This window comes from Paenibacillus sp. VTT E-133280 (assembly GCF_002264385.1).
Classification (GTDB): domain Bacteria; phylum Bacillota; class Bacilli; order Paenibacillales; family Paenibacillaceae; genus Paenibacillus_AQ; species Paenibacillus_AQ nitricinens.
In genome coordinates this window covers 1-23,345 of sequence record NZ_NFUX01000082.1, presented here as the reverse complement: position 1 = coordinate 23,345, position 23,345 = coordinate 1, and the positions used below count along the sequence as shown (strand labels likewise).

Genomic DNA, 23,345 nt, shown 5'->3' with positions numbered 1-23,345 from the left:
ATGATGAATGATATGTAACCCTTAGCTACCAAATTGCCGGCATCATGCTGCCTACCGGAAGGAGATCCACGATGTCCCAATTCAAGATCCCGGTCCATACGGTCCACTCGGGCATCCTGCAGGAAAACGCTATAATGCTTGGCGAACGATCCATGAAAAGACTCAAAATCCCGGCTCACGGAACGCTCCAGCTGGCTTTCGGCTCTTTCCGGCAGGAGGTTACCATTATCCCGGCTCCCAAATCCGAAAGCCTGCGTGTAAGCGAAGGACTGGCGCGGCGGACCGGATGGAAACATCGGCAAACCCTCAACGCCTCTTACAGCTCCGTAAGTCGTACCTTGCGACTTGGACCGTTGATCGGTGTACTCGTCAGCCGTGACCATCCAGATAATCTCGACAGGCTGTTTGGACCCATTACCATGTTCTGTCGAGAATTAACAAATGCCTGCCACGCACAAGGCGCCTATGTATATTTCTTTACCCCGGAAGCGCTGGAAACAAGCAGCTCTTCCATCCAGGGCTGGGTATACAACGAGGGTTGGAGGAAAATGAGTCTGCCCATCGCCGATGTAATCAACAATCGGCTAACGACGCGAAAGGTGGAGAATAAACCTAGCGTACAGCATTTTTTGGCGGATGTAAAATCACGGTATGGAACGCATTTCTTCAACGAAAAATTTCTTGACAAGACAGAAGTATTTGAAGCTTTAGCGCAAGACCCTTCATTGAAGCGGTATTTACCGGAATCGCATGCTTTAAACGGTTTTGCTGTGGTAAAGAAGATGTGTAGCCAATATCCAAGCGTATTTCTAAAGCCTGTACGAGGCAGTCTCGGCAAAGGCATTCTCCGAATCTCCAAAGATGAAGGCGGAGGATACCGTTTGTTATCAACTACCTCTATAGGTACACGCAAGCAAAGCTACCCGACTTTAGCTAAACTGTACCAGTCTATTGCTCCCAAGATGAAAACAACGCGCTACCAGATTCAACAAGGATTGCCCTTGATGGAGCTCGGTAAGCGTCCTGTAGATTTTCGAGCTCTTGTACAGAAGAATGGTACCGGTAAATGGGGCGTTACCTCCATTGTCGCTCGCACCGCTGGAAGCAATCATTTCGTCTCCAATCTAGCAAGAGGTGGCAGTCTTAGTACTGTCCGTGAAGCCGTTAGCAAGAGCAGCCTTCCTCCAGGTACCAAGGATAGCGTACAGCTTCAGCTTCCAAGAGCAGCACTTGCCATTGCAAGAGGCGTAGAAACCTTTATCCCTGCACATTTCGGAGAGCTCGGAATCGATCTGGCACTGGATCAATCCGGACGAATATGGCTCTTGGAGGTTAATTCCAAACCTTCCAAGAACGATAACACACCGCTAAACGATCAAAAAATCAGACCGTCCGTCAAGCAAATGATTCTGTATTGCCGCTATTTGGCCGGTTTATAAGGAGGACACAATGACTGAAACAGCTATGGGGTTCCTCGGCATTATGACGGGCCGTCGCCACGGGAATCCTCCGATTGCCGAGCCAGAATTTTGCAGTCATTTATGCCGTGCAGCTCCGCGATATAACCTTAAAGTCCTCGTGTTTCATCCGGACGGAGTAGCGGCAGACGGGTCATCTATAACCGGTTATACATGGAAAGACGGAAGCTGGCACAATACGACCTCTACACCACCAGATATCATTTATAATCGTTGTTTTTACAATAGTCCGAAAGAAAGAAAAGAAGCTTCGTCTGCCCTCTCTTTCCTTCACCGTTCACTACCTTGGTCAAGAGGTTTACCTGATAAATGGGGCGTATACGAGATCTTGAAGCGCAACCGAAGAGCCGCTATTTTACTTCCGGAAACTGTACTTTATACCGGTACACGCAAGTTAAGCAATATGCTTGCTGAAAGAGAATACGGAGTTTTCCTAAAACCCAAAGCAGGCTCTCATGGCAAACGTACATTGCATGCCATAATGCAGAACAGACGCTCTGGAGGAGGCATAAGAGTACGAGGGCGTGATGGAACAAATACACCCTTTCAATATGTATTCAGCTCGCAGGATGAAGGACTGAACTGGATTCATGAATTTATCGGCACACGCCGCTATATTATACAGCCTTATCTGCACCTAACTAATCGTGAGGGGCAACCGTTCGATGTGCGTGTATTGATGCAAAAGAATGGCCTCGGCCGCTGGGATCTTACAGGCATGGCCGTTCGGCTGGGTAATCATGGTTCACTGACTTCGAACCTGCATGGCGGTGGAACTGCGGTTCCTCCTTTGCCCTTTTTGCTTGCAGAATATGGTCAGGATGGAAAAGACATCATGCAGGAGCTTGCTACAGAAGCTGCATACTTGCCTCCTCTTCTGGAGGCCGCATGCGGTAGGCTTGGAGAACTCGGCCTAGATTTCGGTATTGATTCGAGCGGTCGGATTCATTTACTAGAAGCAAATTCCAAGCCAGGGCGCACGGTATTCCGGCTGACGGGCGACCGCCGGGCTGCTAAGCTCGCCGCCGAGAATCCACTGTCTTATGCGCGCCATCTGCTACTCACACAGCGACGGATACCATCCCTATCTACGGACAGCTCCGTTATAAACGGGAGAATGATAACAATGGTTCCTAAGGAGGATTCATAAATGAGTCTCACTTTTTGCAATGTGCATTTCACTAAGCAGCCCCAAAGAGTTGTATATGTATCAGGTGCACTGATGAAAAGCTTGAAATTAACCGGGAAAAAGAACATACGCCTTAGACTCGGTAAAGATGCCATCCCGACCATGATTAAGCCCATCAAGCGTGCCGGAAATCATCTATTCCTTGCCACTGGTGTAAAGAGTGCTATCAAGGTTCCGAAATCTGGTGGGATCTATTTACGCAATCTACAGAATGACGAAGTACAGCTTGGACCTTTAGTCGGTGTATTGTCCGATGGACCAGCATCTTCAAATCAACCCTTCGGTTCTCGCACTGGCTTCATAAAGCAATTGCTGCGGGAAGGCAGTAATAAATGTTATATATTTGCCTTTATGCCGCGTGATATCAACTGGCAGCAGGAGCAAGTCTATGGTTATTTCTTAACCGCAGGCGGCAAATTCGAGCGTAAAATGGTTCCTCTACCTGATGTTGTCTACAATCGGCTACCCAGTCGGAGAGCGGAGACTTCACCTTATATCAACCAGCTTCGCGAACGATTTATGCGTAAGAAAATCCCTTACTTCAACTGGAGCTTTTTCAATAAATCCGATATTTATCGGTTGCTAGAAAATGACGGAGCTGCAAACCGTTACGTACCTGAGACCCACAGCAATCCCTCTTCCGAAAAAATGAGAGAAATGTTGGATCGCCACCACTTTGTGTACTATAAACCTTCCGCAGGCAGCCTGGGTCACGGGATTTACCGACTCACTTATCTGCCGAAAAAAGGGTATTTTGCCCGCTACCGCAAGGGTGGAAAAAACGTACTTCTGCGCTTCACTACCTTCGAAAGCCTTATGCGTATGCTTCGGTCACGACATGGTCAAGGCCTGCAAAATTATATCGTCCAACAAGGAATACGTTTGATTGAAATTGATGGCTGCCCGATTGATTTCCGATTCCATATGCATAAAAACGGCAGTAATCAATGGATTGTAGTCGGCATAGGCGCTAAAAAAGCCGGCCGGGGCAGTGTCACCACTCACCTTAAAAATGGGGGGGCTTTGCTTACACCTGGGCAGGCGCTCGGGCGTGTATTCGGGGGCAGAGCAGATGAAGTATTACAGCGTGCGAAGAGTACAGCCATTAAGCTGGCAGAATCCTTAGAAATCCAGCATCGTCATTTGCTCGGTGAAATTGGCTTTGATCTCGGCATTGATCAGGATGAAGACATCTGGATGTTCGAGGCCAACGCCAAACCAGGACGTTCCATCTTCCGTCATCCTTCCCTGCGCGCTGAGGGCAAAGCTTCCATCGAGCATATTCTGGAGCATTGTCTATACCTCAGCAAATTCCGCAGGAGGGATGAGATGTGAACACCCATATTCCGGATGAAACAAAACCCGTTATTGCCATACTGACAACCAGCGATAAAGTAAGGCAATTTAATGGCAACCGTAATAACTTCCGGGACATCATTCGCACAGGCAAGGAGCTGGGATTTCTTGTCTACGTCGTCACTGTCCGTGACTTGAAGCTCGAGGAACGGATGGTGAACGGTTATGTCCCATCATCCAGCGGAAGAATATGGTACAGCATTCCTGTACCTCTTCCACAAATCATCTATAATCGAATTCCTACCCGTGAGGATGAGGAAAAACCTGCTGTCGTACGCAAAATAGCTCAATGCCTGGAACATCCAGGCATTAAGCTATATAATCCATATTTTTTCAATAAATGGAGTCTATTTGAATGGTTGAAAGGCTCGTATGCTACCTCGAAGCATGTTCCAAAAACCAGACGTTTACGCAGTGCAAATACGCTTATCGCCATGCTAAATAATCATACCAGTCTCTATCTTAAACCTGAGAATGGCAAAGCAGGTAAAGGAATTATGCGTTTAAAATACCGTGCAGATACCACCTTACCCTATCGGCTGCAAATTCAAAGCGGCAAAAAAAATGTGACCTACAAAGCTGCCTCAGTAGAACGCCTCTGGGCACGGATAGGAAAAGAAAAGGGAAGCTCACGCTATATCGTACAGCAAGCTATTGAACTAGCGACTCACCGAGGACGCCCCTTTGATCTACGTGTACTTCTACAGAAAAACGGCAGAGGCGGCTGGGCAATGACCGGCATAGGTGCGCGTCTAGCTGGTGCCCGCAGCATCACTACGCATGTACCTCGTGGCGGAAGTATCGAGGAGCCCTCCACCATGCTGGAAAGCACATTTGGAACCGAAAGAGCAGCCTCTATCTTAAAAAGTGTACCTACAACTGCTCTGTTAATTGCCAGACAAATTGAAAGAGCCTCTGATTCTATGCTCGGGGAGATGTCAATGGATCTCGGTGTCGATGAGAACGGTGGACTCTGGTTCTTTGAAGCGAACTCCCGGCCGATGAAATTTGATGAGCCTGCGATTCGCAAGCTTTCTTTGGAGCGAATCTTTCAATATGGTCAGCACTTAGCACGCCATTCCAAGTAGAATTCATTAAAGGATGTGACACTGCATGCAGATATCCTCCATCTACGACACTGATGCTAAAAAGTGGAAATCGCGGTTAACCGGACTGCTTGAGTTTATAAGAGAGCATGGGGAGCGTCGGATTACAAACCAAGCTTGCAAGGTAATGGCCCGATTAACTCCAGAACAGTTGTCAGAGCCAGGTGTCTCGCTGCTTGTCGCCACCGTACGCGGTCAGAATGGGCGCCAGCTAGCAGGCGTAAGCTTCGTATCCGGTTTCGGTGAAGAGGCCTGTCTCGTTGCCGTGCATCCCTTATACCGAAATAGGCATACAGGCACCGCCCTTATGGCCGCCCAGTTAAATCGTTTAGGGCGTCTCGAATGCAGTGTTGCCAGCGATAATACAGCCAGTCTGAAAATGTGTTTCAACGTTGGTCTTGCCGCAGTGGCGCTTACTAGTGGCCCTACTGGCAAGCCAACTTTATTGATCCGGTCACCACAGAATACCGTCAGTACTACAAACTCTCCACAAGAAGGTGAACTCCTGTGCCAGAGCCCGTCTTAGGCATTCTTACTTTGTATATAAATGAAGCCAAGCAGCTTGAAGAAAAGGCCGTGTACCGGAGAATGATCATTGAGGGTAATCGAATGGGCTTGGATATTTTTGTGTTTACCCCCATGGATGTCCATCCCAGCAAAGAGCAGATCCATGCTCTTGTCTTTGATCCAAAGAGCGGGAAATGGTCGCGTAAATGGCGTTCCTTCCCGAACATGATTTATGACCGTTGCCGTATCCAGCGCAGCACGCGCTTTCAGCAATTGCTTCGTTTCCGTGAACGCTATAAACATCTGCTGTTTCTGAATCGTCCACTGCGCAACAAATGGACCATACACCAAACGTTCTCACAAAAGAGTCGCTTCCGGCAGCATATGCCAGAAACATTACTGTATCATTCCTCTGCCGATCTGCACCGAATGCTGAAGCAGAGCCCGGTACTCTATATCAAGCCAGCAAACGGCACAGGTGGGCGCGGTATCCTTAGAATTGAACGGGTGAAGGGTAGTAAAGGGGGCTTTGATATTCAAGGCCGTCGTCAAGATCGCCGGATTATTCCACCCCGAAAGGTCTCTGCCTCCCGATTGGACTCTATCGTTCGACAATGGTGTATTGGTGGACGTTTCCTCGTCCAACAGGGGATCCCACTTCGTCTGCCTGGCGGACGTTTCCATGATTACCGCATGCTCGTTCAAAAAAATGGGCAAGGCGTCTGGGAACTGACAGGTATGGCAGCAAGAGTCGGAGCAGCCCGAAGCGTAACCTCCAATCTTCATGGCGGTGGGCACGCCGTTCGGGCGGAAACGCTGCTAAAGGAATGGCTGGGTAGTCAGGATAAAACCGATAAGGTTATGAAAACTGCCGAGAGGTTAGGACTTGATGCCGCTGCTTTCCTGGAAGAAAGTTTCGGAGCCTTATGTGAGCTCGCTCTGGACCTCGCTATAGATCGCGAAGGAAGAATCTATGTGCTGGAGGTTAATCCAAAACCTGCCCGTGAAGTGTTTGCCCGCTCTGGGGACGGTAACACGTATCGTAAAGCACTAGTACGTCCTTTGGAGTATGCGCTATGGTTATATAATAATAAAGGTGCCCCAGCGGCGGCTAAGACAACTGAGGAATAATATGATACACAAAAACAAAACAACCGCCACTCTGCAGGATGCAGAAGGTGCGGTTGTTTGTTGCGTCATTTTTTTCATTTTTGGCTAAAGCAGCATTTATGAATTCATTGCTGCCATTAGGAATTTATGATTCCGGACTGAATCAGAAGTCTTCTTACTGCAGCGGCTGCCTCGGCACGAGTTATATTCTCGTTAGGCGCCAGCCGCTCATTTCTACCTACAATGATGCCGGCAGAAAGATTCATTTTCACGTCTTTTTCTGCCCATTTGGCGATCGAACCCGAGTCCGTAAAGGATTGTAGCAGCTGTAAAAACTGCTCTTCACTGCGGGAAGAAACTAGCTCCGTAATTTTCATCGCTCTGCTGACGATGGTCATTGCTTCTTGCCGGGTGATGCTGTTATTCGGTCTGAACGTTTCGTCAGGATAACCGGCAATCAGCCCCCTCTCTATCGCAACTTCCATTTCCCGTTCATACCACACATCTGCCGGGACATCACTGAAGGATACAGAACGCTTATCATAATTGACAATTCCCAAAGCTCTGACCATCATAGCCGTGAATTCCGCTCTGGTGATTGCACGCTGTGGCTCATAGAGCGTATCGCTCGTGCCGTTCGCAACGAGCCTGGAGCCCATAACATTAACATCCTGTTTGCTCCAATGCTGCTCGACATCCTGAAACTCTTCCGGATTCCAGATTAATCCGAAGACTCCGGTCTCGAGGCTGTTAATACGCGCATAATAACGTCCATTCTCTATATTTACATAAGTTGGCTGATGATAAATCTCGCCATCCTTGTAGAGAACACCTGTTGTAATCCTCATTCCTTCCGGTACCGGCAACGAATATTCTCCCCAACCTTGACTGGATACGGATCGGGTCTGATTTTTATACGAAGCTTCGATATAGAACTTAACAGGTTGACCTACGGGCTGTACCTGCTCCCTCTTGGCTGCAAGTTTGAATCCTTCAATGTAGCTCTGATCGGCTGCGGTTAATCCTACACGAATCACAAGGTCTTTCGGATTCATATGTTCTTGTCCAAACAGCTTCTGGATTGTATCCAGACTTACATTACCAGCATTCAGCTTGATAGTACCTAAGTCGGTTTCAACCTTAATCACTCCATCCTGATCCTGGAGTTCCTTCAGCTTCTCGCCAGTCAGTTCAGTACTTCTACTGTCTGCTGGTACTTTTACTGGTACTGGATCAGTGCTGACAACATTCGAGTTGCCTGGGTTCTGAGAGTCGCCCGGTTCCTTAGCTGCGATTTGAACCATCTGGAAAATACTGAATTTGTCGATCTGGAACTCTACAAAATCCGGTTTACCTTCAGCGGTGTACCCAATCCGCAGAGGAGAATACACCACAATATCACCGTCACTATGTTCAACATAGATTCTTAGGCGATCTAGGAAGGCATCTCTGGCACTGGAGCTTTGAACAGGAATCTCATTAGCCAACTCAGACAGTGGAATCCGGATAATCGTAGTGATCCCACTGTAGTTGGTCTCAATTCCTCGCGGTATTCCCTGCACTTTAAGGGTCTGGTCACTGGCTAGTGACAACTTCGTAGTACCGATATTAATAGCGTTCGTCTGGAAGGTCTTCTGTTCCTTCAAATCCTTTACCGGTACAATTCTGAAATACAAGTCTGTACCTGCAGCTTCCAGCTGCTTGATACTCGCTTCATCCAAATGAATGGATCCTAGACGAGTGACGATATCCAATGTAATATTACGTCCTGCAAGGGTCAATACGGCCGATGCTGGAATTTCTATAGCTATCTCGTCCGCAAGTGCAGAAGAATCGTCCACGTGATTTATAGTCAGACTTCGATTCGCCAGATCCGGATCATTCGGATTCACAACTTCCACCAAATTAAACATTGTATCGTCGTCCACAATGATTGTATCAATCTTAGTCCCATCCGACATGTTGGTTCTTAGTATGTTGATGCCTTGCTGCAGCGTATTGCCATCGTTATTGATGGACAACTCGGCCTGTCTGGAGGTGGCATGACGGATAGCTCCGTCCTTTGTCACACCTAGTGCCTTGACAATCAGCAGATATTTTTTGGTTGCAGTTTTGCCTTTTCTGGTAAAGGTTGCGGTCAGAATGACGTTGGTCTCCTCATTTTTCCGGTTCACTCTGCCCTTAGCTTCTTTAGCGTTCTGCTCAATTCCGATGACTGCCGGGTGGTTAGAGGTCCATGTAATATCAGCGCTGTACTTTCCAGTCTGCAGCAGCACGAAGCCTTCAGTTACACTTTCCCAAATGTCACCTTCCGCAAAAATTGCAGCATCGTCTATCTTCAGATTTCTTGCTGCCTCATCCACTGCTTCTTGATCACTCAGCTTTTTAACAATGACCGTAAACGTCTTCACTCTAGGTTCGTCCGGCTTGTCCGGATCGGCAAGCTGCACGGTAAGCACTACCTTTACGTCCTCTTCATCCGGACCGGGTCTGCTAATCCGCCCATTGTTGGAGAGAATATCAGGATTACTCGATGTCCAAGTCAATAAGGAACCCGTATCTCCTTTGGTCGTCAAAAACACATTTTTCTTTACAGAAGTCTCGGAATCTCCTGGTGCATATCCAATATTCACATTAAGTTCATCCTGGGGAAGATCAACCAGACTGGTTCCCTTAACCGTGATGTAGAAGTCCTTTTCATGAAAGAATCCATCCTTCGTTACACGAGCGGTCAATCTGACAATCGTATCCTTCAACGGTCGTTTGATTTCACCTGTGTCACTGACAATATCGCTTCTATGGCTGATCCATACTACTTTGGAATCATAAAAGCCCTCCGAGATCAGCTTAATATTATGCGTTACGCTGTCTGCCGTATCCTGATCGGTATAGCCGATTCTCAACAAAGAGATTTCTTCATCCAATTGATCATTAACATCCGCAAGCTTTGCCTTAACGTTAAGGACAAACTCTTTCGTTAAGGTTACTTCACCCTTGCTTACCACTGCAGTCAGAGTCACCATCTGGTCCCCTTCCAGATAACCAGGACGTGTTACCTTGCCGTCTGTGCCGATGACTTCCGCATTTGACGTACTCCAGGCAATGCTGCTGCCGTTGCTGCCTTCCTTCAGCAGTTTCAGCAGTGTCTTCACGTCCTCCTGGCGCTCATTATCAGCCCGGATCATCTTCCAGGTCAGCCCTGCAAGGTCTTCGCTTACGGCTTCACTGTCTGTCTTCGGCTGCTTGATGACTGTCACAACGAATTCCTTCGTCTGGACAACTTCACCCTTGCTTACTTTCGCAATCAAGGTTACCGTCTGGTTCCCATCCAGATAACCAGGACGCGTTACCTTGCCGTCTGTATCAATGATTTTCTTATCCGACGTACTCCAGGTGATGCTGCTGCCGTTGTTACCTTCCTTCAACAGCTCTAGCAGCGTCTTCACGCCCTCTTGGCGCTCGTTATCGGCTCGAATCATCTCCCAGGTCAACCGATCTAAATCTTCAGTAACCGACTGCTCATCGGTACCCGCTGCTTTTTTGACAATAAGAATAAAGGTCTTGGTCTGGACAGAGGAACCGTTCCTGAACTCCGCTGTTAAGGTAACCTCTTGATCCCCTTTCGCGAATGAAGGTCTAGTAACGGTACCGTCAAGCGAGATAACCGCTTCATTCGTAGATGTCCAGATAATCTTACTTCCGTAAGCACCCTCTTCAAGAAGATAAACATCCGAGGTGACAGAAGCTTGCTGGATATTCTTTTCCCGGATCGCGTCCCAGGTAAGATCAGTCATATCCCGAACAATTAGAGAAGCTGCATCCGGCACCTGCAAATCGAAGTTATTCGAGGTGAGTGATGCTGCAGCGTCAATGACAATGGCAGGATCAACTGTGACCGAAGCAAACGCGGAAGCATCGAATTTCTTCGTTGCCTGTCCCGTAAAATGGACTTCGAGTATAGTGTCACTGATGCGCAACACAGTAAAGTCCAGTCCCTCCGGTAGGTTATTGATCGTTACACCAGTGTTAACCTCTTCGGTAAATCTGCCGTTTTTCAGGGTTACCGTCAAGGTCTCCGCAACCGATCCGTTGCCCGCGTCATGGAGAATGTCTGGAGAAGCCATAATGCTCGGCGGCGGAGAACGGAATAAGACTGAGAAGGTTGTTGACGGGATTTCCCCGATAGTCACCTGCGCATTATTTATACTATCCGTGAATTCATGACTGTCTGCATGTCTGGCAATAGATAAGGTCATTTGGGTAGGATTATCAATCATAATACCGCCTACATCCAGTCCAGCCGGCCAATTCACCGCGTATACTGAATCAGTAACGGATGCATCAAAGGTGCCGTTCTTGAGCTCTAGGACCAGTGCATCGGCAATGCTGCCATCATTAAGATCGGATTCATAAACTGGGGAGTGAACGACCAGAAAAGGCTCCTTGTCCTTAAAATCAATCTTAAACGTATTCGTGCTTAGAGATGTCGGACTTCCGACAAGCTTATCAGCCGCTACCTTTACGTAGGCATTGTATACATCCTCCGTCTCCGTTGCAATGCCGTCAAAGCCGATCTGAAGCTCCTTATCAGAGATTCTCTTCAATGTCGCGCTTAGCCCGTCTGGAAGATGTGGAATCTCGATATCAGATAAACTAATATCCGAAGCAAATTTGCCGCTGGTAATAGACAACTGCAACGTCTCTGAAATCTGTCCGCTGCCGTATACAGCTTCCGAGACAATGCCTTTATCCAAGCTCAGCATAGCTGGATCCATGAAGGTAAGACCGAAGGTCTTGGTTGTCAAATCTGAGGAAATCCCGATCAGATTCTCCTTACCGACTGTCACAGACAAGTTATCTACATCAAATTCCTTGCTGTGTTTTATCGCTGCACCAGTTAGCTTGAAGTTAAGCTCGGTATCACTCAGCCGGGACACCTCAAAGCCTAGTCCAGCGGGCAGGTTGTTGACCCGTATTTTGTTCACGTCAATCGATTTGGGCAGGGTTGCTCCAAGGATGTTGACCTTTTGGCTGCCCTTCACCGTACCATCATTGACCTCCGTCTCAGTCAGGGCGCCGCTGCCCTCATCCAGCTCGATTTCAGCGAGAACCTTTTTGAAGTCCCGCTCGTCCAGGCTCGTGTAGTAGGTGAAACCCTTACTCTCACTTGGAGCCAGAGCTCCCGAATCCCAGGTCATCGTGATGCCCGCATCTGCCACCACTTCCTGATTTTTAGGCTTCGGACTGTCATACGCCTCAGAGGTATAAGGATCTACATTGGTAAATCCGAATACGGATGCCTTAGCCTGCGGATTGCTTGAGTAAAAGAAAATAGGTGCTCTCGAACCAAATGCTTTATAGAGTGGATCTGCGTCCGAATTGGTCTTCGCTTCTACGACAGCAACGCCATCCTCCTCTACAGTATGAGTTACCCTATTAGCCGTTACATATGATCCGCCCTGGTCTACCGTATTATCCGGATCCATTGAACGCATATACCTCGCCCCATCCCAGGTCTGGTCGGAGAGATTCTTAATTGTGACGTCATTACGGTAGAATTTGTAATCTTCTTTAAAGCTTATAACCTGCTTAATTTCCATTGTTCCGGCCCAAGTTGAGACGATAGTCGCACTCAGGAGCCCTTTCTCCTTCTGCGAGGTATTCAATACCGTTGTCGGCATTTGCTTGGTGTTCATCACAGCCGAATTGGATTTCGCATATGTATTTCCGTCCACCTTATACCCTACAGCGAACCGTTCCTCGGGAGACCCCGGCAAATAATAATCCACCGGCAGATCCAGACCAGTGCCATAGCCGTCATGGTCTGCACTCATGCCAAGATTACTTCTACTGTTTGTTCCGCGGAAGTCCGCGGGTTTATTGCCCTCGGTGCCGAAATCGCCCCAGTTGCTGATTCCAAGCTCTATATATTTCCCTCCCAGGAAAAGCTCAGTTCCGCCTAATCCGCCATATTCGGCCCTTGCCCCCGCTCCATCTGCAGCCGCATTTACTGTTGCAGGAGCAACAGGAACGATGGACAATACCATAGATAGCACCAACATTATCGCTAACAGCTTATACCTCTTCATTGTTCACTCTCCATTCCTTATAGTCATTTTTTACTGCATTCACTTTTCCGGTGTAAGAAAGATGATGGCTGGAAGCAGCGAATGTTTACTACCTGCCAATCCCAACAGGGAAACTTGCTAACAGGCAGGATGTCCAATTCGTGCCAATCTTTCAGTTTGAGCACCTGCACTCCTCCTTTAAGAGAATGATGTAGTTTCATAAAACCAAATCAATCTCACAAAAAACTCACAAAAACTCGATTGGTGTCGAGATATTTACCCGCAGTACAAAAAAACAGAGCAAACGATGGCTCATTGGCGCTCTGCCTGCATGGGTTATGAAAACTGCCGAGAGGTATAATAATCAACAACAAAATAACCGCTTCTTTGCAGAATGCAGAAAGGCGGTCGTTTGTTTATTTCTTAATATTTTGATTAGTTCAAAAAATAGGGAAGGAAAAAAAAGAGCATCGTGGTGCCCATACAGATAAAGAGCAGAAGTTGCAAATTTTTATCTAATAGATGTTTTATGAACCATAGATAACTCACAATGCACAATAAAAGAACAGCACTATAAAAAAATAAGGAATCATATTGAGGTGCTGTAAATATGTCTCCACCACCAATAGATAAGACTATGCCTATAACTAAAAACCACATTCCTATTCCAATTCCAGCACTTAAAGCAATAAAAAGAAAACTCATTATCATTTTTATGCTCCTTAGACTTACTTCCCAGTTTCTCATCATATGAATTGTAAATATTCCCATTTAACTAATTATCGGATTATCTCCTTTGTTTATGTATACGAAGAACTACAAAATCGGCGACCTGGTTTTTATTTGAAAGCTGAAAGCAAGTCGCCGCTTAGTTATCTGCATATTATCTTATTTTACATACCGATTCCTGATTGCAAATACGACCGCTTGTGTGCGGTCATCGACTTGAATTTTCTGGAGAATTCGATGCACATGAGTCTTAACCGTACTCTCACCAATATAGAGTTTACGGGCAATCTGCTCGTTGCGCAATCCATAAGCCATCTGCTGTAGAACTTGCAATTCCCTTTCTGTAAATGGATCAAGTAATGGTTCATATGAAGCTGAATCCAACGCTTTATCCTCAGGGGCTGACCGCACAGCTTGACCAATCACTTTGGCAGCTACAGTTGTACGATAAATAGCCTCCCCACGGTATGCGGCACGCACAGCATCAACCAATTCGTCAGGTGCAGCATCCTTAAGTAAGTATCCTACTGCCCCTGCGCGGATTCCTCGGTATACGTAGTCTTCTTGGTCAAAAGTAGTTAGGAAAACCACTTTGCAATCCGGCAGAGTTTCAACAATTCTACGGGTCGCATCAATCCCATCTCCCTCATGCATTTGTACATCCATCAGCACTACATGGGGTTCAACTTGAACTGCCAATAGGACGGCCTCATGGCCACCAGATGCTTCACCTACTACCTCCATATCCTCTTGAGCATTAATAATAAACCGCAAGCCATGTCTTACCAGATGCTGATCATCAGCCAAAAGCACCCGGATACTTGGGGTGGTCATAACTTCTCACCTCTTGTTCTATCTTTCGTATCATGCAGTGGAATGTTAAGTGTCAATTTCATCCCCTGTGGCTTCACAGCTTCAACACTTAAAGAACCTCCAGCTCTTTCGCAACGAGCCTTCATACTGGATAGACCAAAGCCAGGAACAACGGCATGCTCTTCGCTGTATATGCCATTATCCTCCACAGACATCGCTAGTTTGCCTTCAATCTCCGAGATACATATTTCAACCTCTGAAGCCTGGGCATGGCGAATAACATTCGTCAGCGCTTCTTGAAGCGTACGATATAGTAATTCAGAAGTCTCTGGAGTCCAAAGACTCGTAGGTTCAGGAGTGAAGAACTTAATTGTAAACCCTGCCATTTCCCGTACCTGATTAACCAAACTGGATAAAGCAACTAAACCAAGCCCAACTTCATCGCTGCCCATCCGGTGTGCAACCGTACGTACTTCTTGCAAGCTATGTTTAACTACGTTCAGAATAGTAATCATTGCTTTATCCGCTTCTGCGGCATCTTTTTTCATCATATAGGGTAAAGCTTGAAGCTGTACAATCGCGGATGTTAACCCATTGCCGATGCTGTCATGAAGATCCATAGAAATCCGACTTCGCTCTTCAAGCACTGCATAATGTAGTAAACGTACAGTCGCCTCCTCCAACTCCCGATGTGTATCTTGCAGTTCTTCATGCGTTTGTTTTAGCTGCGCATGAACCTCCCGCAATTCCTCATAATGGCGTTTAGCAGCTTCATTAGTTTCACGTTTTACTCTGCTCCCCCAAAATAAAATATAGGTTCCTGCATGGGCAATGGAAAAGATCAGGATCTGATTAGGTGCCATTTGACAAATTCCAAAAATGAATGCATCCATACTAATTATGACTGTAGTTAGCAAAAGAGATGTGTAAATCGGTAAGCTTAACACAAGGTATCCTATAAGATAGAAGATGAATTCAGCAGCTCCATTGGCTACATTAAAAAAAATAGCATAGGAAACCGTGACTATCCAGATTATCACCACAGCAGCTATACGCACACGATTACCCCGAAGCCACTCTGGAACCCAAATCAAAATAAGGTAAGGAAGCCGGATTAATATTCCTATGACTAACTCTGTCCAAGCCGCCTCCTTCAGAAGACCAACAAGACTAAAGCACAATAGCAAGCTTAAAATAACGTTTCTAACCTGAACCGAAATAGACAGCCAAACCGCTGCAAAGGTCTGTTTAATGATATCCATCCCATTTCAATTAAATATTTTTGGGTTTATTACTGCAAACGTTGCACCTTTAAATAGAGAAAATAGCGGCTTGCACAGATGTTACCCAGCGGAATAAAAAGCATCGCCGTACTTAAGGAGAGCACAGAATAATGTGCCCCCCACGCGCCTGCCAGTTGACGAATGAGCATAATCACAATAAAAATAACGATGCTGGCCAAAGAGCCTTTAGAAGTTATTCTACCTGTAACAGGATGAATACGCACCTTCATTAGCTTTCCTCTCCAAGCACCCGCAGCTAATCCAACGATCAAGCACACGATACACAGCAGGATTCCAACTGGAGTAATTACAGACTTGCCAATACCAGACAGAAGGGAGTATGCAAGTACAGCAGGCAATATCCATAAGCGGGAGGCTTTCACCTCTTTCTCTCGTAATGCTAATAACATCACAACAATTACAACAATTACATAGTTGAGCATGTTGGTCACCCTCTTTCGTTTTTCTATATTTGTTGAAAATAATACTTTAAGCTTAATTGAACTCCGGCATGTTGAAGTCCATCCACAGATGGATTCTGAACTCAACCGGAAGGTATTAAACGATGCGAATGCAAAAAAACCGCCCATTCATGGGCGGCCTAATCTACATTTTACCTTGTTTAATCCAAGACCATATTCGGTAAGAGCCAAACAAAGACGCAAACAATAAAAGTGCCAACATGATCAGCCAAATGCCCAGCCGATTTATATCCCGTAGCCCAAATACATTAGAGAATACAAATACACCACAGACTATAAAAAGTACATACATAAAAACATTAGGAATTACCCAAATAATCCGCAGCTTTATGTTTCTATTCTTCAACCCTGTCGCCTCCTTTGGAGTGTCATCTTTATTATACAAATAATTGATAGCAAAATTTAGAAACATCAAAAAAAGGCAAACCTCCACTTACGAGGTTTGCCTTTTTTTGTTTTCCAAATCTAAATCGCGATACTCCTATTCGCTAACCGATGCGTTGTCGTACAAGTCTATCAACTCATTGAAGGAGGTGATAATTACATCGGAGCCCTTCAGCTCATCCTGACGTCCAAACCCTGCATATGCACAGCCGATGACGGTTTGAGCATTTCCCTTACCTGCCTCCACATCGGACGAGCGATCGCCTACCATCCAGGCACTCTTGATTCCATGATTGTCCAGCAAAATGCGCAGCAATTCTGTCTTCGTCGCAGTGCCTTGACCACCCGCACTATACAATCCTTCAAATAACTCTTTAAGCTCATGCACCACAACTATACTGTGAATGTATTCCTCCAGCCCATTACTAGCCACAAACAATCGTACTCCACGCTCTTTTAGGGCAGTCAGTGTTTCGACCACTTCAGGATACAATAACGTCCCACCTGCTTCAAGTCCTTCGACCTCTAGCTGCAACAGCAGCTCATCTGCACGGCGGTGTACCGCCTCATCGGCATCAGGCATAACCTTCTTCCAAATATCTGCCAATAGCATCCCTAAGCTGCTTAGAATACGCTCCTCCGGTGGTGTAGGTCCTGCATATAGTCCCTCTTCCCGCAAAATATCGAACATTTTATGATATGCAGGTAATAAAAGACTTTCAGTCTGGAACAATGTTCCATCCATATCAAAAACAATCGCTTCCGGCTTGTTCAACTCCGAGTGAACCGCGTTCAGTTCTGTTCCTTGTACCTCATTACTCATCTGTTGTTCCTCCCCATTCTCTTTTGCTTCAGGTAAGCACATTCATCTGCACGAATTCTCCAGTACAAGCCCTATGATATATGATATCACTTCAGAATGTCCATGCTCTCCACATTTCTTGTTGCAGTTTATATTTCATTATGATATATTTCAATCTGTAATATAACACATTGAAATATAAAGGAGAGATATCCATGTCACTTCAATTAATCATGCGCTTTCTCAAGCAGCCTGCTACTATCATCGGGATCATAACTGCACTGTTGTTCCAAGTCTTTTTCAGTTTGATCTGGATTACAGGCTATGACCATGTAACCGATCGAGTAGATCGGTTGCCCATTGCTATAGTGAATGAGGATGGTGCCAATGCCCAGCCCATTGCCGAAGGGATTGCAGGCTCGCTGCAGTTCGTAACTAAACAGGACTTCACGCTGAAGGAAGCCCAGAAAGAGCTGGAAAATCGGAAAATTCGTATGATTATTAATATTCCGCAAGGGTTTACCGGACAGATCAGCAATCCTTCCACAAAGGCTGAACTCCGTTACCTCGTAAATGAATCCAATCCGCAAATGGTTAGCAATGTTATGCAGACTGTAGCCCTTAAAGTCACGGCTGCCATGAACACTCAAAGCAGTGATGCAGCACTAAACCAAACCCTTGAAGCTATGAAACTGCCGAAGGCACAAGCAGAGGTCATCAAAAGTGCGGCAAGCAGCCGAATCTCCGCAAACGTTCAAATCATCAATCCCACAACTAACTTTGCACAAACTATGGTTCCGTTAATGATTGTTACTGCCTCCTTTACCGGAGCTATGTTGCTCGCTATGAATCTCCAAAAATCGTCCTCCAACCTGTCTGGCCAATTCGGTAAATGGGATCGTTTGGCAGCACGATTCGTAATCATGGGTGGAACAGCCATAATCACATCACTAGTGGGAACTATGATGGTTAACTCACTAGGGATTCACTCTAGCCGCGGTTTTCTACTCATGTGGCTGTTTGAATTCACCGTTATTCTCTCCTGTATGATCCTTGCCCAGTTCAGTCTGCTGCTTCTTGGGGACGCTGGCGCCTGGTTAAATATTGCGCTGCTCTCCATCCAAATGTTGGCTTCCGGCGCAACGATTCCTCGTGACGTATTGTCTCCGTTTTATAGCTGGATCGGTCCCTTCTCACCTGCTTACTACGCGGTAAATGGTATGCTCGACCTGGTTATCGGAGGTAATGGTATATGGAAAGATATGTTCTACCTACTCTGCATTGGCGCAGCAATAGCTGGATTAAGCATTATCCTAACCTTCATTCGTAAGGAAACTCAGTTATCGAGAGAGCAAGAGCCTGTACCAACAAATGCGTAATGATGTAGTTTGTCACTTCGATTATGCCAATTCAAATTGAGAGCGATATGCAGTTGTGATATGGTAGGAGGTGAACGAAAGGAGCGGTAACGATTCATGAACATACAAGATGTGATTCTAGGATTATTATGTGAAAAACCTCAATCGGGTTATGAGATAAAACGGCATTTCGAGGAATACTTCTCTTTTTTCTTTGATGCTAGCTACGGCACTATCTACCCAACCCTAAGTAAGATGGAAAAGCTAGAGCTAATCACCAAAGAATCCGTACGCCAGGAAGGCAAACCTGACAAAAATATATTTACTATTACCCCTGCCGGCTTGAATCAGTTCCATGCTTACTTGCAAAGACCGGCCGAAAAGGAAGTGCTGCGTTCAGATTTTTTTATGCATCTGTATTTCGGAGATAAGACCGATAAAGAGAACATAGATAATCTACTTCGGCAAGCATTGATAGAAAAGCAGGCAATGTACGATGATCTTGATCAGAAATTAAAGCAACTAGATTGCAAACTGTCCCCTTACCAAAAGCTGTGTATGGAATTGGGCCTTGTGCAATATGAAGCCTTTATCAAAAAAGTTCAAAGTGTGCTGGAGCCTGAATAAATATCGTTTGGGCAGTGGGTTTCCTATTTTTTAAGGGGATCTGCTGCTTTTTTAATGTGATATTAAAAAAAGAACCGGCAGCATGCACAATTCTGTGCTTGCTGTACCGGTTCTTTTTTTAACAAAAATGTGTAATCTATCGACTACACTCTGTCAAAGCTAGAAATTAGCTCATCGAGAACATCTTTGCTTACCATTTTACCTTTGAAATTGATGAGGTTCTCTGCGCTTCCGGAGAAGATACAAGTTGGCTCATATTTTCTAAGAATAATTTTCTCTCCATCTACAAAAATCTCGAGCGGGTCTTTTATGTCAATTCCCATCGTTCTACGTAGTTCAATAGGAATTACGATACGTCCCAATTCATCTACTTTTCTTACTATGCCTGTCGCTTTCATCATCGTACATCCTCCCTTGAATTCACATTAATAATCATTTTTGCTAAAAGCTATGTAGGCTTCTATGTGATAGTAATGATTACGCTATACTCTAATATTAAAGTGCTATTCATTCCCTGTCAATTTTATTTCTACAAAATATGATATTTATCGACAATTATTCGACAAAATGATGTACGTTTTCGACAAAATGCTGTAAAGCGAACCAAATTATTCGTCTTGAAATTAATAAATATCCAACATTGCGATTACAAATTAGCTTGCAGAGTATCCCTATTGATACCCTCATTTACCCAATACATCAAGTCTGGAAACACTCCGACGTAAATAAGAGCATAGATATGTTTAGTAGATTTAATACAGACTATTTATGCTTTATGCATCAACTTTTTTCGACAATCTAGCTTTCAACTATGTACTGGTTTAATATAAGTATTACATATTATTAATAGAAAGATCAAATATTGGATAAATTTAGTATAATTAATTGAATTTAATTACAAAAAAACCGACCAGTGATCTCTGGTCGATCTATTCTATCGTTATAGTGGCTTCTCCGTAACCCTGCCATTCGCATCAACAATTGCATTATAAGAAAGGTTATTCATTAGCTTGATCGTCTTCCTATTGTAAGAATCATCCATAAAGTTGGGCTGTCCCCCAATAATCTTGACTGGTGTAATCTTACTCGTCACCTGGGCATCATTAATCTCAAAATTCACTAGCATCGAGTGAAGCGTCTTTTCTCCACCACGTGTTGAACGATTAAACACAAAGTTTCCAAGTGAATAATAGATCGGTTTATTTTTGTAGTATTCAATGCCCATCAGGCAATGGCTGTGTGCGCCGAGTATGATATCAGCACCACTATCAATCATCTGTTTGGCTAGCGTACGGGCATATTTTTCAGGGTAATCCTTAAACTCTTCATTCCAGTGAATGTACACAACCGTGTAATCATTCTCCTTAGACATCTTCTGAATAGCCGTAAGCATAGGCTGCGAGGTGTACGCTGAGGCAGCTCCCGGTTTATTGTTGCCGGCATACCAAGAAGGGCCTGAAAGCACTCGACTTACCCCTAAGATAGCGATCTTCTTCCCCTTTACCGTCCGTGTATACGGTTTGAACGCTTCCTCTACATCTTTGCCTGCTCCTGTATGGCCAATTTTGTTTCGATCCAGATGCACCAGTGTGTCGAGCATAGCGTCTGTTCCGAAATCTAATATGTGATTATTAGCCAAAGATACGCCGTCAATCCCAGCATAGGTTAAGCCACTAAGCACTGTTGGTTTGGACCTAAAGGCAAAGGTCTTCTCTGCAGCCTTCCCTCGAATAGACACTGGCGTTTCCAGATTCGCGAAGGAAATATCTGCCTTTTGCAAGGTAGGTGCGACTTTCACAAACGGAAAGTTCACTCCGTATTTCGCGATCTGATCACCCACAAAACCATCCAAGAGAATATCACCAGCAAAAGCAAGTCTGATAGGTTCTGAAGATGGCGAGGCTGCACTAGATGCAATCGTCGAAGGGAGGATAAGTGATAACATAAGGGTTGTGAGTATCATTCTTCGCAGCATATTCGACCCTAATCTCAAAAATACAGCCTCCTATCATCAGCATTATCTATATTAGCTTATTCTAGCTTACTGGAAATAGATTACTAATTTAAGGGTAAGAAGACCTGTTATCCCTTTGATTTTTTCAAAACAGCCCGGAAGCACTGTAACCCCCCCCACAAATCTGTGGACACAGCATCTGCAGGCAACTCAAAATCCGTCTCCCCCCAATATTGAAAACCAGCCTGCAGCAGCAAATCATTCATAAGATTTAAGTTTACCGTTGGGTAATCAAACGTTAGCACGAGCAACCCTTCTTCATTCAACGTTCGGTGAAACTCCCGTAAAGTGCCCACCGTATCCTCTAAGGTCAAATGCTCCAGCACTGATATGCAAAAAATAGTGTCAAAGCTCTCGTCCTCATATGGAAGAGCCGCAAGATTGGCCTGAGCAAGATGCAAGTTGTTAGTTCTTCTAGCTATAACCTGTTTCGCCGCTTTTTCCCCGATCTCATCTGTAATTGCTTCTAGGATGTCCTCCCGGTAAATAACCCTGCTGTCCATATCGCAAGCATAAACCTCTGCACATACCCCAGCTAAATAAAATTTCAAGGGATGAGGAATTCCACAAGCAGCGTCCAGCACCACACCATGTGGAGAAATGAAGTTAATACACCACTCATATTCAAAGGGACGGCTCCACCAGGATTCTGGCAAATCATAAATTAACTTCTCACGACTTGCATCTGAGTTTACAAAAAAACGCGAGACAAAGGGATGTGTTGGCATGGCCAGGACTCCTTTTTAACGGAATTTAAGGTAGTGAGAGTATATTCATGATTTTCTGATTCATTCCATAACCTTACATAGACTAGAAAAAGACGGCTGCTCCCGAAGGAAACAAACCGCCTTTTTAAGGACCTACACTTATGAGAAGTATGAAAGCGGCTTCGCTTCAACTCCATGTTTCTCGATCAGCGTATCCAATAGCTCAGACCATTCTGCATCCACCGTGCATTGTTCAGGATGTGCCTCAAACCAAACAACCGACTGCTTTATCCCTTCAGTGAAAGGGACGGTCGCCTGGAAATCAGGCACGAGACGTTTGATTTTACGATTGTCAAAAACACTGCTGACCGCTTGATCGCCGATCAAGCCATCCGCTGTCCCTGAAGGAGTGAAGGCTGTGATAAAGTCTGTAGAGATATGAACCACTTTCGGCTCCACCCCTGCCGCTCGCCCGATAGCCGCATAGATCTGATTCCAGTTCAATACCTCGTCAGATGTAATATGAATGGCCTCCCCAATCGCATCCGGATGCCCTAGCAATCCGACGAACCCTTTTGCAAAATCTGAGTTATGCGTCAGTGTCCACAAAGATGTTCCATCTCCATGAATCACTATAGGCAAGCCGCGACGGATACGATCTATCAAGGACCATGGATGCTGTCCACTCGTGAGTGCCGCAGGGATGGCAGTGTTTCCGTAAGTATGGGAAGGACGAACAATCGTTGCCGGGAACCCGCTGCTCTTGTGTGCTTCCATCAATAGCTGCTCGCAGGCTATTTTATTCCTCGAGTATTCCCAATAAGGGTTCTCCAGGGGTGTCTCTTCTGTGATTACATAATTACGCTGCGGTTTCTGGTACGCCGAGGCTGAGCTGATAAATATATATTGCTTCGTCTTCCCTCTGAACAGGTCAATATCTGTCTGCACATGTTCCGGTGTAAAAGCAATCCAGTCCACCACTACGTCGAATTCGTAATTTCGTAATATTTCGGCAGCCTCCGCCGGGTTACGAATGTCTCCTTGAATCACCTTCGCCCCATCCGGAACGAATTCGCCTCTTTGTCCTCTGTTGAACAAATACAGCTCGATCCCTTGCTCTACGGCAAGCGGGGAAACAGCCTGACTAATCAGTCCCGTACCTCCGATAAATAATACCTTCATTTCAAACGCTCCTTATAGAGGATGTTCAAAAAGTCCGCTTTTGATCACGAAGGATCACAAGAAGCGTACCCGACATCGAATATTGAATTCAGGCAAAACTTCCGCTGCTCACGTAGCTAACACTACGCTCCGCTCCTCAGTTTCTACCTT

General features: G+C 45.6%; 18 protein-coding genes. 8 read left to right on the top strand and 10 right to left on the bottom strand.

The window, feature by feature from the left end; translation table 11 throughout:
- The first annotated feature begins 71 nt into the window (after positions 1-71).
- From CA600_RS26485 to CA600_RS26460, 6 genes are read left to right on the top strand one after another with little or no spacing between them, the layout of a single operon-like run.
- Positions 72-1,439: a YheC/YheD family endospore coat-associated protein gene (locus tag CA600_RS26485; protein ID WP_094874144.1), complete on the top strand. Its 1,368-nt coding sequence runs from the start codon at positions 72-74 to the stop codon at positions 1,437-1,439.
- A gap of 10 nt (positions 1,440-1,449) precedes the next feature.
- Positions 1,450-2,628 carry a YheC/YheD family endospore coat-associated protein gene (locus CA600_RS26480; RefSeq protein ID WP_094874143.1) on the top strand — a complete coding sequence of 393 codons (1,179 nt, stop codon included), beginning with the start codon at positions 1,450-1,452 and terminating at the stop codon, positions 2,626-2,628.
- Positions 2,629-4,002 carry a YheC/YheD family endospore coat-associated protein gene (locus CA600_RS26475; protein ID WP_094874142.1) on the top strand — a complete coding sequence of 458 codons (1,374 nt, stop codon included), beginning with the start codon at positions 2,629-2,631 and terminating at the stop codon, positions 4,000-4,002.
- A complete protein-coding gene (locus tag CA600_RS26470; protein WP_094874141.1) occupies positions 3,999-5,111 on the top strand; it encodes a YheC/YheD family endospore coat-associated protein in 1,113 nt (370 codons plus the stop codon). Before CA600_RS26475 ends, CA600_RS26470 begins: the two co-directional genes overlap by 4 nt.
- A gap of 25 nt (positions 5,112-5,136) precedes the next feature.
- Positions 5,137-5,655: an N-acetyltransferase gene (locus tag CA600_RS26465; RefSeq protein ID WP_094874140.1), complete on the top strand. Its 519-nt coding sequence runs from the start codon at positions 5,137-5,139 to the stop codon at positions 5,653-5,655.
- Positions 5,637-6,767, top strand: a complete 1,131-nt coding sequence (locus tag CA600_RS26460; RefSeq protein WP_094874139.1) for a YheC/YheD family endospore coat-associated protein — start codon at positions 5,637-5,639, stop codon at positions 6,765-6,767. The genes CA600_RS26465 and CA600_RS26460 overlap by 19 nt, the downstream gene beginning before the upstream one ends.
- A gap of 116 nt (positions 6,768-6,883) precedes the next feature.
- On the opposite strand, the gene CA600_RS26455 is transcribed toward CA600_RS26460, so the two are convergent.
- The 6 genes from CA600_RS26455 to CA600_RS26425 all read right to left on the bottom strand — a co-directional run bounded on the left by CA600_RS26455 (position 6,884) and on the right by CA600_RS26425 (position 17,328).
- Positions 6,884-12,835, bottom strand: a complete 5,952-nt coding sequence (locus CA600_RS26455; RefSeq protein ID WP_094874138.1) for an S-layer homology domain-containing protein — start codon at positions 12,833-12,835, stop codon at positions 6,884-6,886.
- Between the two features lie 867 nt (positions 12,836-13,702).
- Positions 13,703-14,377: a response regulator gene (locus CA600_RS26445; protein ID WP_094874136.1), complete on the bottom strand. Its 675-nt coding sequence runs from the start codon at positions 14,375-14,377 to the stop codon at positions 13,703-13,705.
- Positions 14,374-15,618 carry a sensor histidine kinase gene (locus tag CA600_RS26440; RefSeq protein WP_094874135.1) on the bottom strand — a complete coding sequence of 415 codons (1,245 nt, stop codon included), beginning with the start codon at positions 15,616-15,618 and terminating at the stop codon, positions 14,374-14,376. Before CA600_RS26440 ends, CA600_RS26445 begins: the two co-directional genes overlap by 4 nt.
- Positions 15,619-15,647: 29 nt before the next feature.
- Positions 15,648-16,082: a hypothetical protein gene (locus CA600_RS26435; protein ID WP_094874134.1), complete on the bottom strand. Its 435-nt coding sequence runs from the start codon at positions 16,080-16,082 to the stop codon at positions 15,648-15,650.
- Between the two features lie 163 nt (positions 16,083-16,245).
- A complete protein-coding gene (locus CA600_RS26430) occupies positions 16,246-16,467 on the bottom strand; it encodes a hypothetical protein (RefSeq protein ID WP_094874153.1) in 222 nt (73 codons plus the stop codon).
- Between the two features lie 135 nt (positions 16,468-16,602).
- A complete protein-coding gene (locus CA600_RS26425; protein ID WP_094874133.1) occupies positions 16,603-17,328 on the bottom strand; it encodes an HAD family hydrolase in 726 nt (241 codons plus the stop codon).
- A 194-nt stretch (positions 17,329-17,522) separates the two neighbouring features.
- Between CA600_RS26425 and CA600_RS26420 the strand changes: the two genes are divergently transcribed.
- Positions 17,523-18,686 carry a YhgE/Pip domain-containing protein gene (locus CA600_RS26420; protein WP_094874132.1) on the top strand — a complete coding sequence of 388 codons (1,164 nt, stop codon included), beginning with the start codon at positions 17,523-17,525 and terminating at the stop codon, positions 18,684-18,686.
- A gap of 96 nt (positions 18,687-18,782) precedes the next feature.
- Complete coding sequence (locus CA600_RS26415) at positions 18,783-19,292, top strand: PadR family transcriptional regulator (RefSeq protein WP_094874131.1); 510 nt, start codon at positions 18,783-18,785, stop codon at positions 19,290-19,292.
- Positions 19,293-19,435: 143 nt separating this feature from the next.
- Here the strand turns inward: CA600_RS26415 and CA600_RS26410 are convergent, their stop codons facing one another.
- The 4 genes from CA600_RS26410 to CA600_RS26395 all read right to left on the bottom strand — a co-directional run bounded on the left by CA600_RS26410 (position 19,436) and on the right by CA600_RS26395 (position 23,195).
- Positions 19,436-19,693: an AbrB/MazE/SpoVT family DNA-binding domain-containing protein gene (locus CA600_RS26410; RefSeq protein WP_042125931.1), complete on the bottom strand. Its 258-nt coding sequence runs from the start codon at positions 19,691-19,693 to the stop codon at positions 19,436-19,438.
- Positions 19,694-20,232: 539 nt separating this feature from the next.
- Positions 20,233-21,237 (bottom strand): CapA family protein, encoded by a 1,005-nt coding sequence (locus CA600_RS26405; protein WP_440962383.1) that lies wholly within the window; start codon positions 21,235-21,237, stop codon positions 20,233-20,235.
- Positions 21,238-21,374: 137 nt separating this feature from the next.
- Positions 21,375-22,034: a class I SAM-dependent methyltransferase gene (locus CA600_RS26400; protein ID WP_094874130.1), complete on the bottom strand. Its 660-nt coding sequence runs from the start codon at positions 22,032-22,034 to the stop codon at positions 21,375-21,377.
- 138 nt (positions 22,035-22,172) lie between these two features.
- Positions 22,173-23,195, bottom strand: coding sequence for an SDR family oxidoreductase (locus tag CA600_RS26395; RefSeq protein ID WP_094874129.1), 1,023 nt, complete (start codon positions 23,193-23,195; stop codon positions 22,173-22,175).
- Positions 23,196-23,345: the final 150 nt, after the last annotated feature.

What these genes read in the sequence shown, in the direction of transcription:
- CA600_RS26400 (WP_094874130.1), bottom strand. Translation starts at nt 22,034, where the DNA reads ATGCCAACACATCCCTTTGTCTCGCGTTTTTTTGTAAACTCAGATGCA.
- CA600_RS26395 (WP_094874129.1), bottom strand. Translation starts at nt 23,195, where the DNA reads ATGAAGGTATTATTTATCGGAGGTACGGGACTGATTAGTCAGGCTGTT.
- CA600_RS26420 (WP_094874132.1), top strand. Translation starts at nt 17,523, where the DNA reads ATGTCACTTCAATTAATCATGCGCTTTCTCAAGCAGCCTGCTACTATC.
- CA600_RS26440 (WP_094874135.1), bottom strand. Translation starts at nt 15,618, where the DNA reads ATGGATATCATTAAACAGACCTTTGCAGCGGTTTGGCTGTCTATTTCG.
- CA600_RS26405 (WP_440962383.1), bottom strand. Translation starts at nt 21,237, where the DNA reads ATGTTATCACTTATCCTCCCTTCGACGATTGCATCTAGTGCAGCCTCG.
- CA600_RS26415 (WP_094874131.1), top strand. Translation starts at nt 18,783, where the DNA reads ATGAACATACAAGATGTGATTCTAGGATTATTATGTGAAAAACCTCAA.
- CA600_RS26435 (WP_094874134.1), bottom strand. Translation starts at nt 16,082, where the DNA reads ATGCTCAACTATGTAATTGTTGTAATTGTTGTGATGTTATTAGCATTA.
- CA600_RS26475 (WP_094874142.1), top strand. Translation starts at nt 2,629, where the DNA reads ATGAGTCTCACTTTTTGCAATGTGCATTTCACTAAGCAGCCCCAAAGA.
- CA600_RS26425 (WP_094874133.1), bottom strand. Translation starts at nt 17,328, where the DNA reads ATGAGTAATGAGGTACAAGGAACAGAACTGAACGCGGTTCACTCGGAG.
- CA600_RS26480 (WP_094874143.1), top strand. Translation starts at nt 1,450, where the DNA reads ATGACTGAAACAGCTATGGGGTTCCTCGGCATTATGACGGGCCGTCGC.
- CA600_RS26465 (WP_094874140.1), top strand. Translation starts at nt 5,137, where the DNA reads ATGCAGATATCCTCCATCTACGACACTGATGCTAAAAAGTGGAAATCG.
- CA600_RS26455 (WP_094874138.1), bottom strand. Translation starts at nt 12,835, where the DNA reads ATGAAGAGGTATAAGCTGTTAGCGATAATGTTGGTGCTATCTATGGTA.
- CA600_RS26445 (WP_094874136.1), bottom strand. Translation starts at nt 14,377, where the DNA reads ATGACCACCCCAAGTATCCGGGTGCTTTTGGCTGATGATCAGCATCTG.
- CA600_RS26485 (WP_094874144.1), top strand. Translation starts at nt 72, where the DNA reads ATGTCCCAATTCAAGATCCCGGTCCATACGGTCCACTCGGGCATCCTG.
- CA600_RS26410 (WP_042125931.1), bottom strand. Translation starts at nt 19,693, where the DNA reads ATGATGAAAGCGACAGGCATAGTAAGAAAAGTAGATGAATTGGGACGT.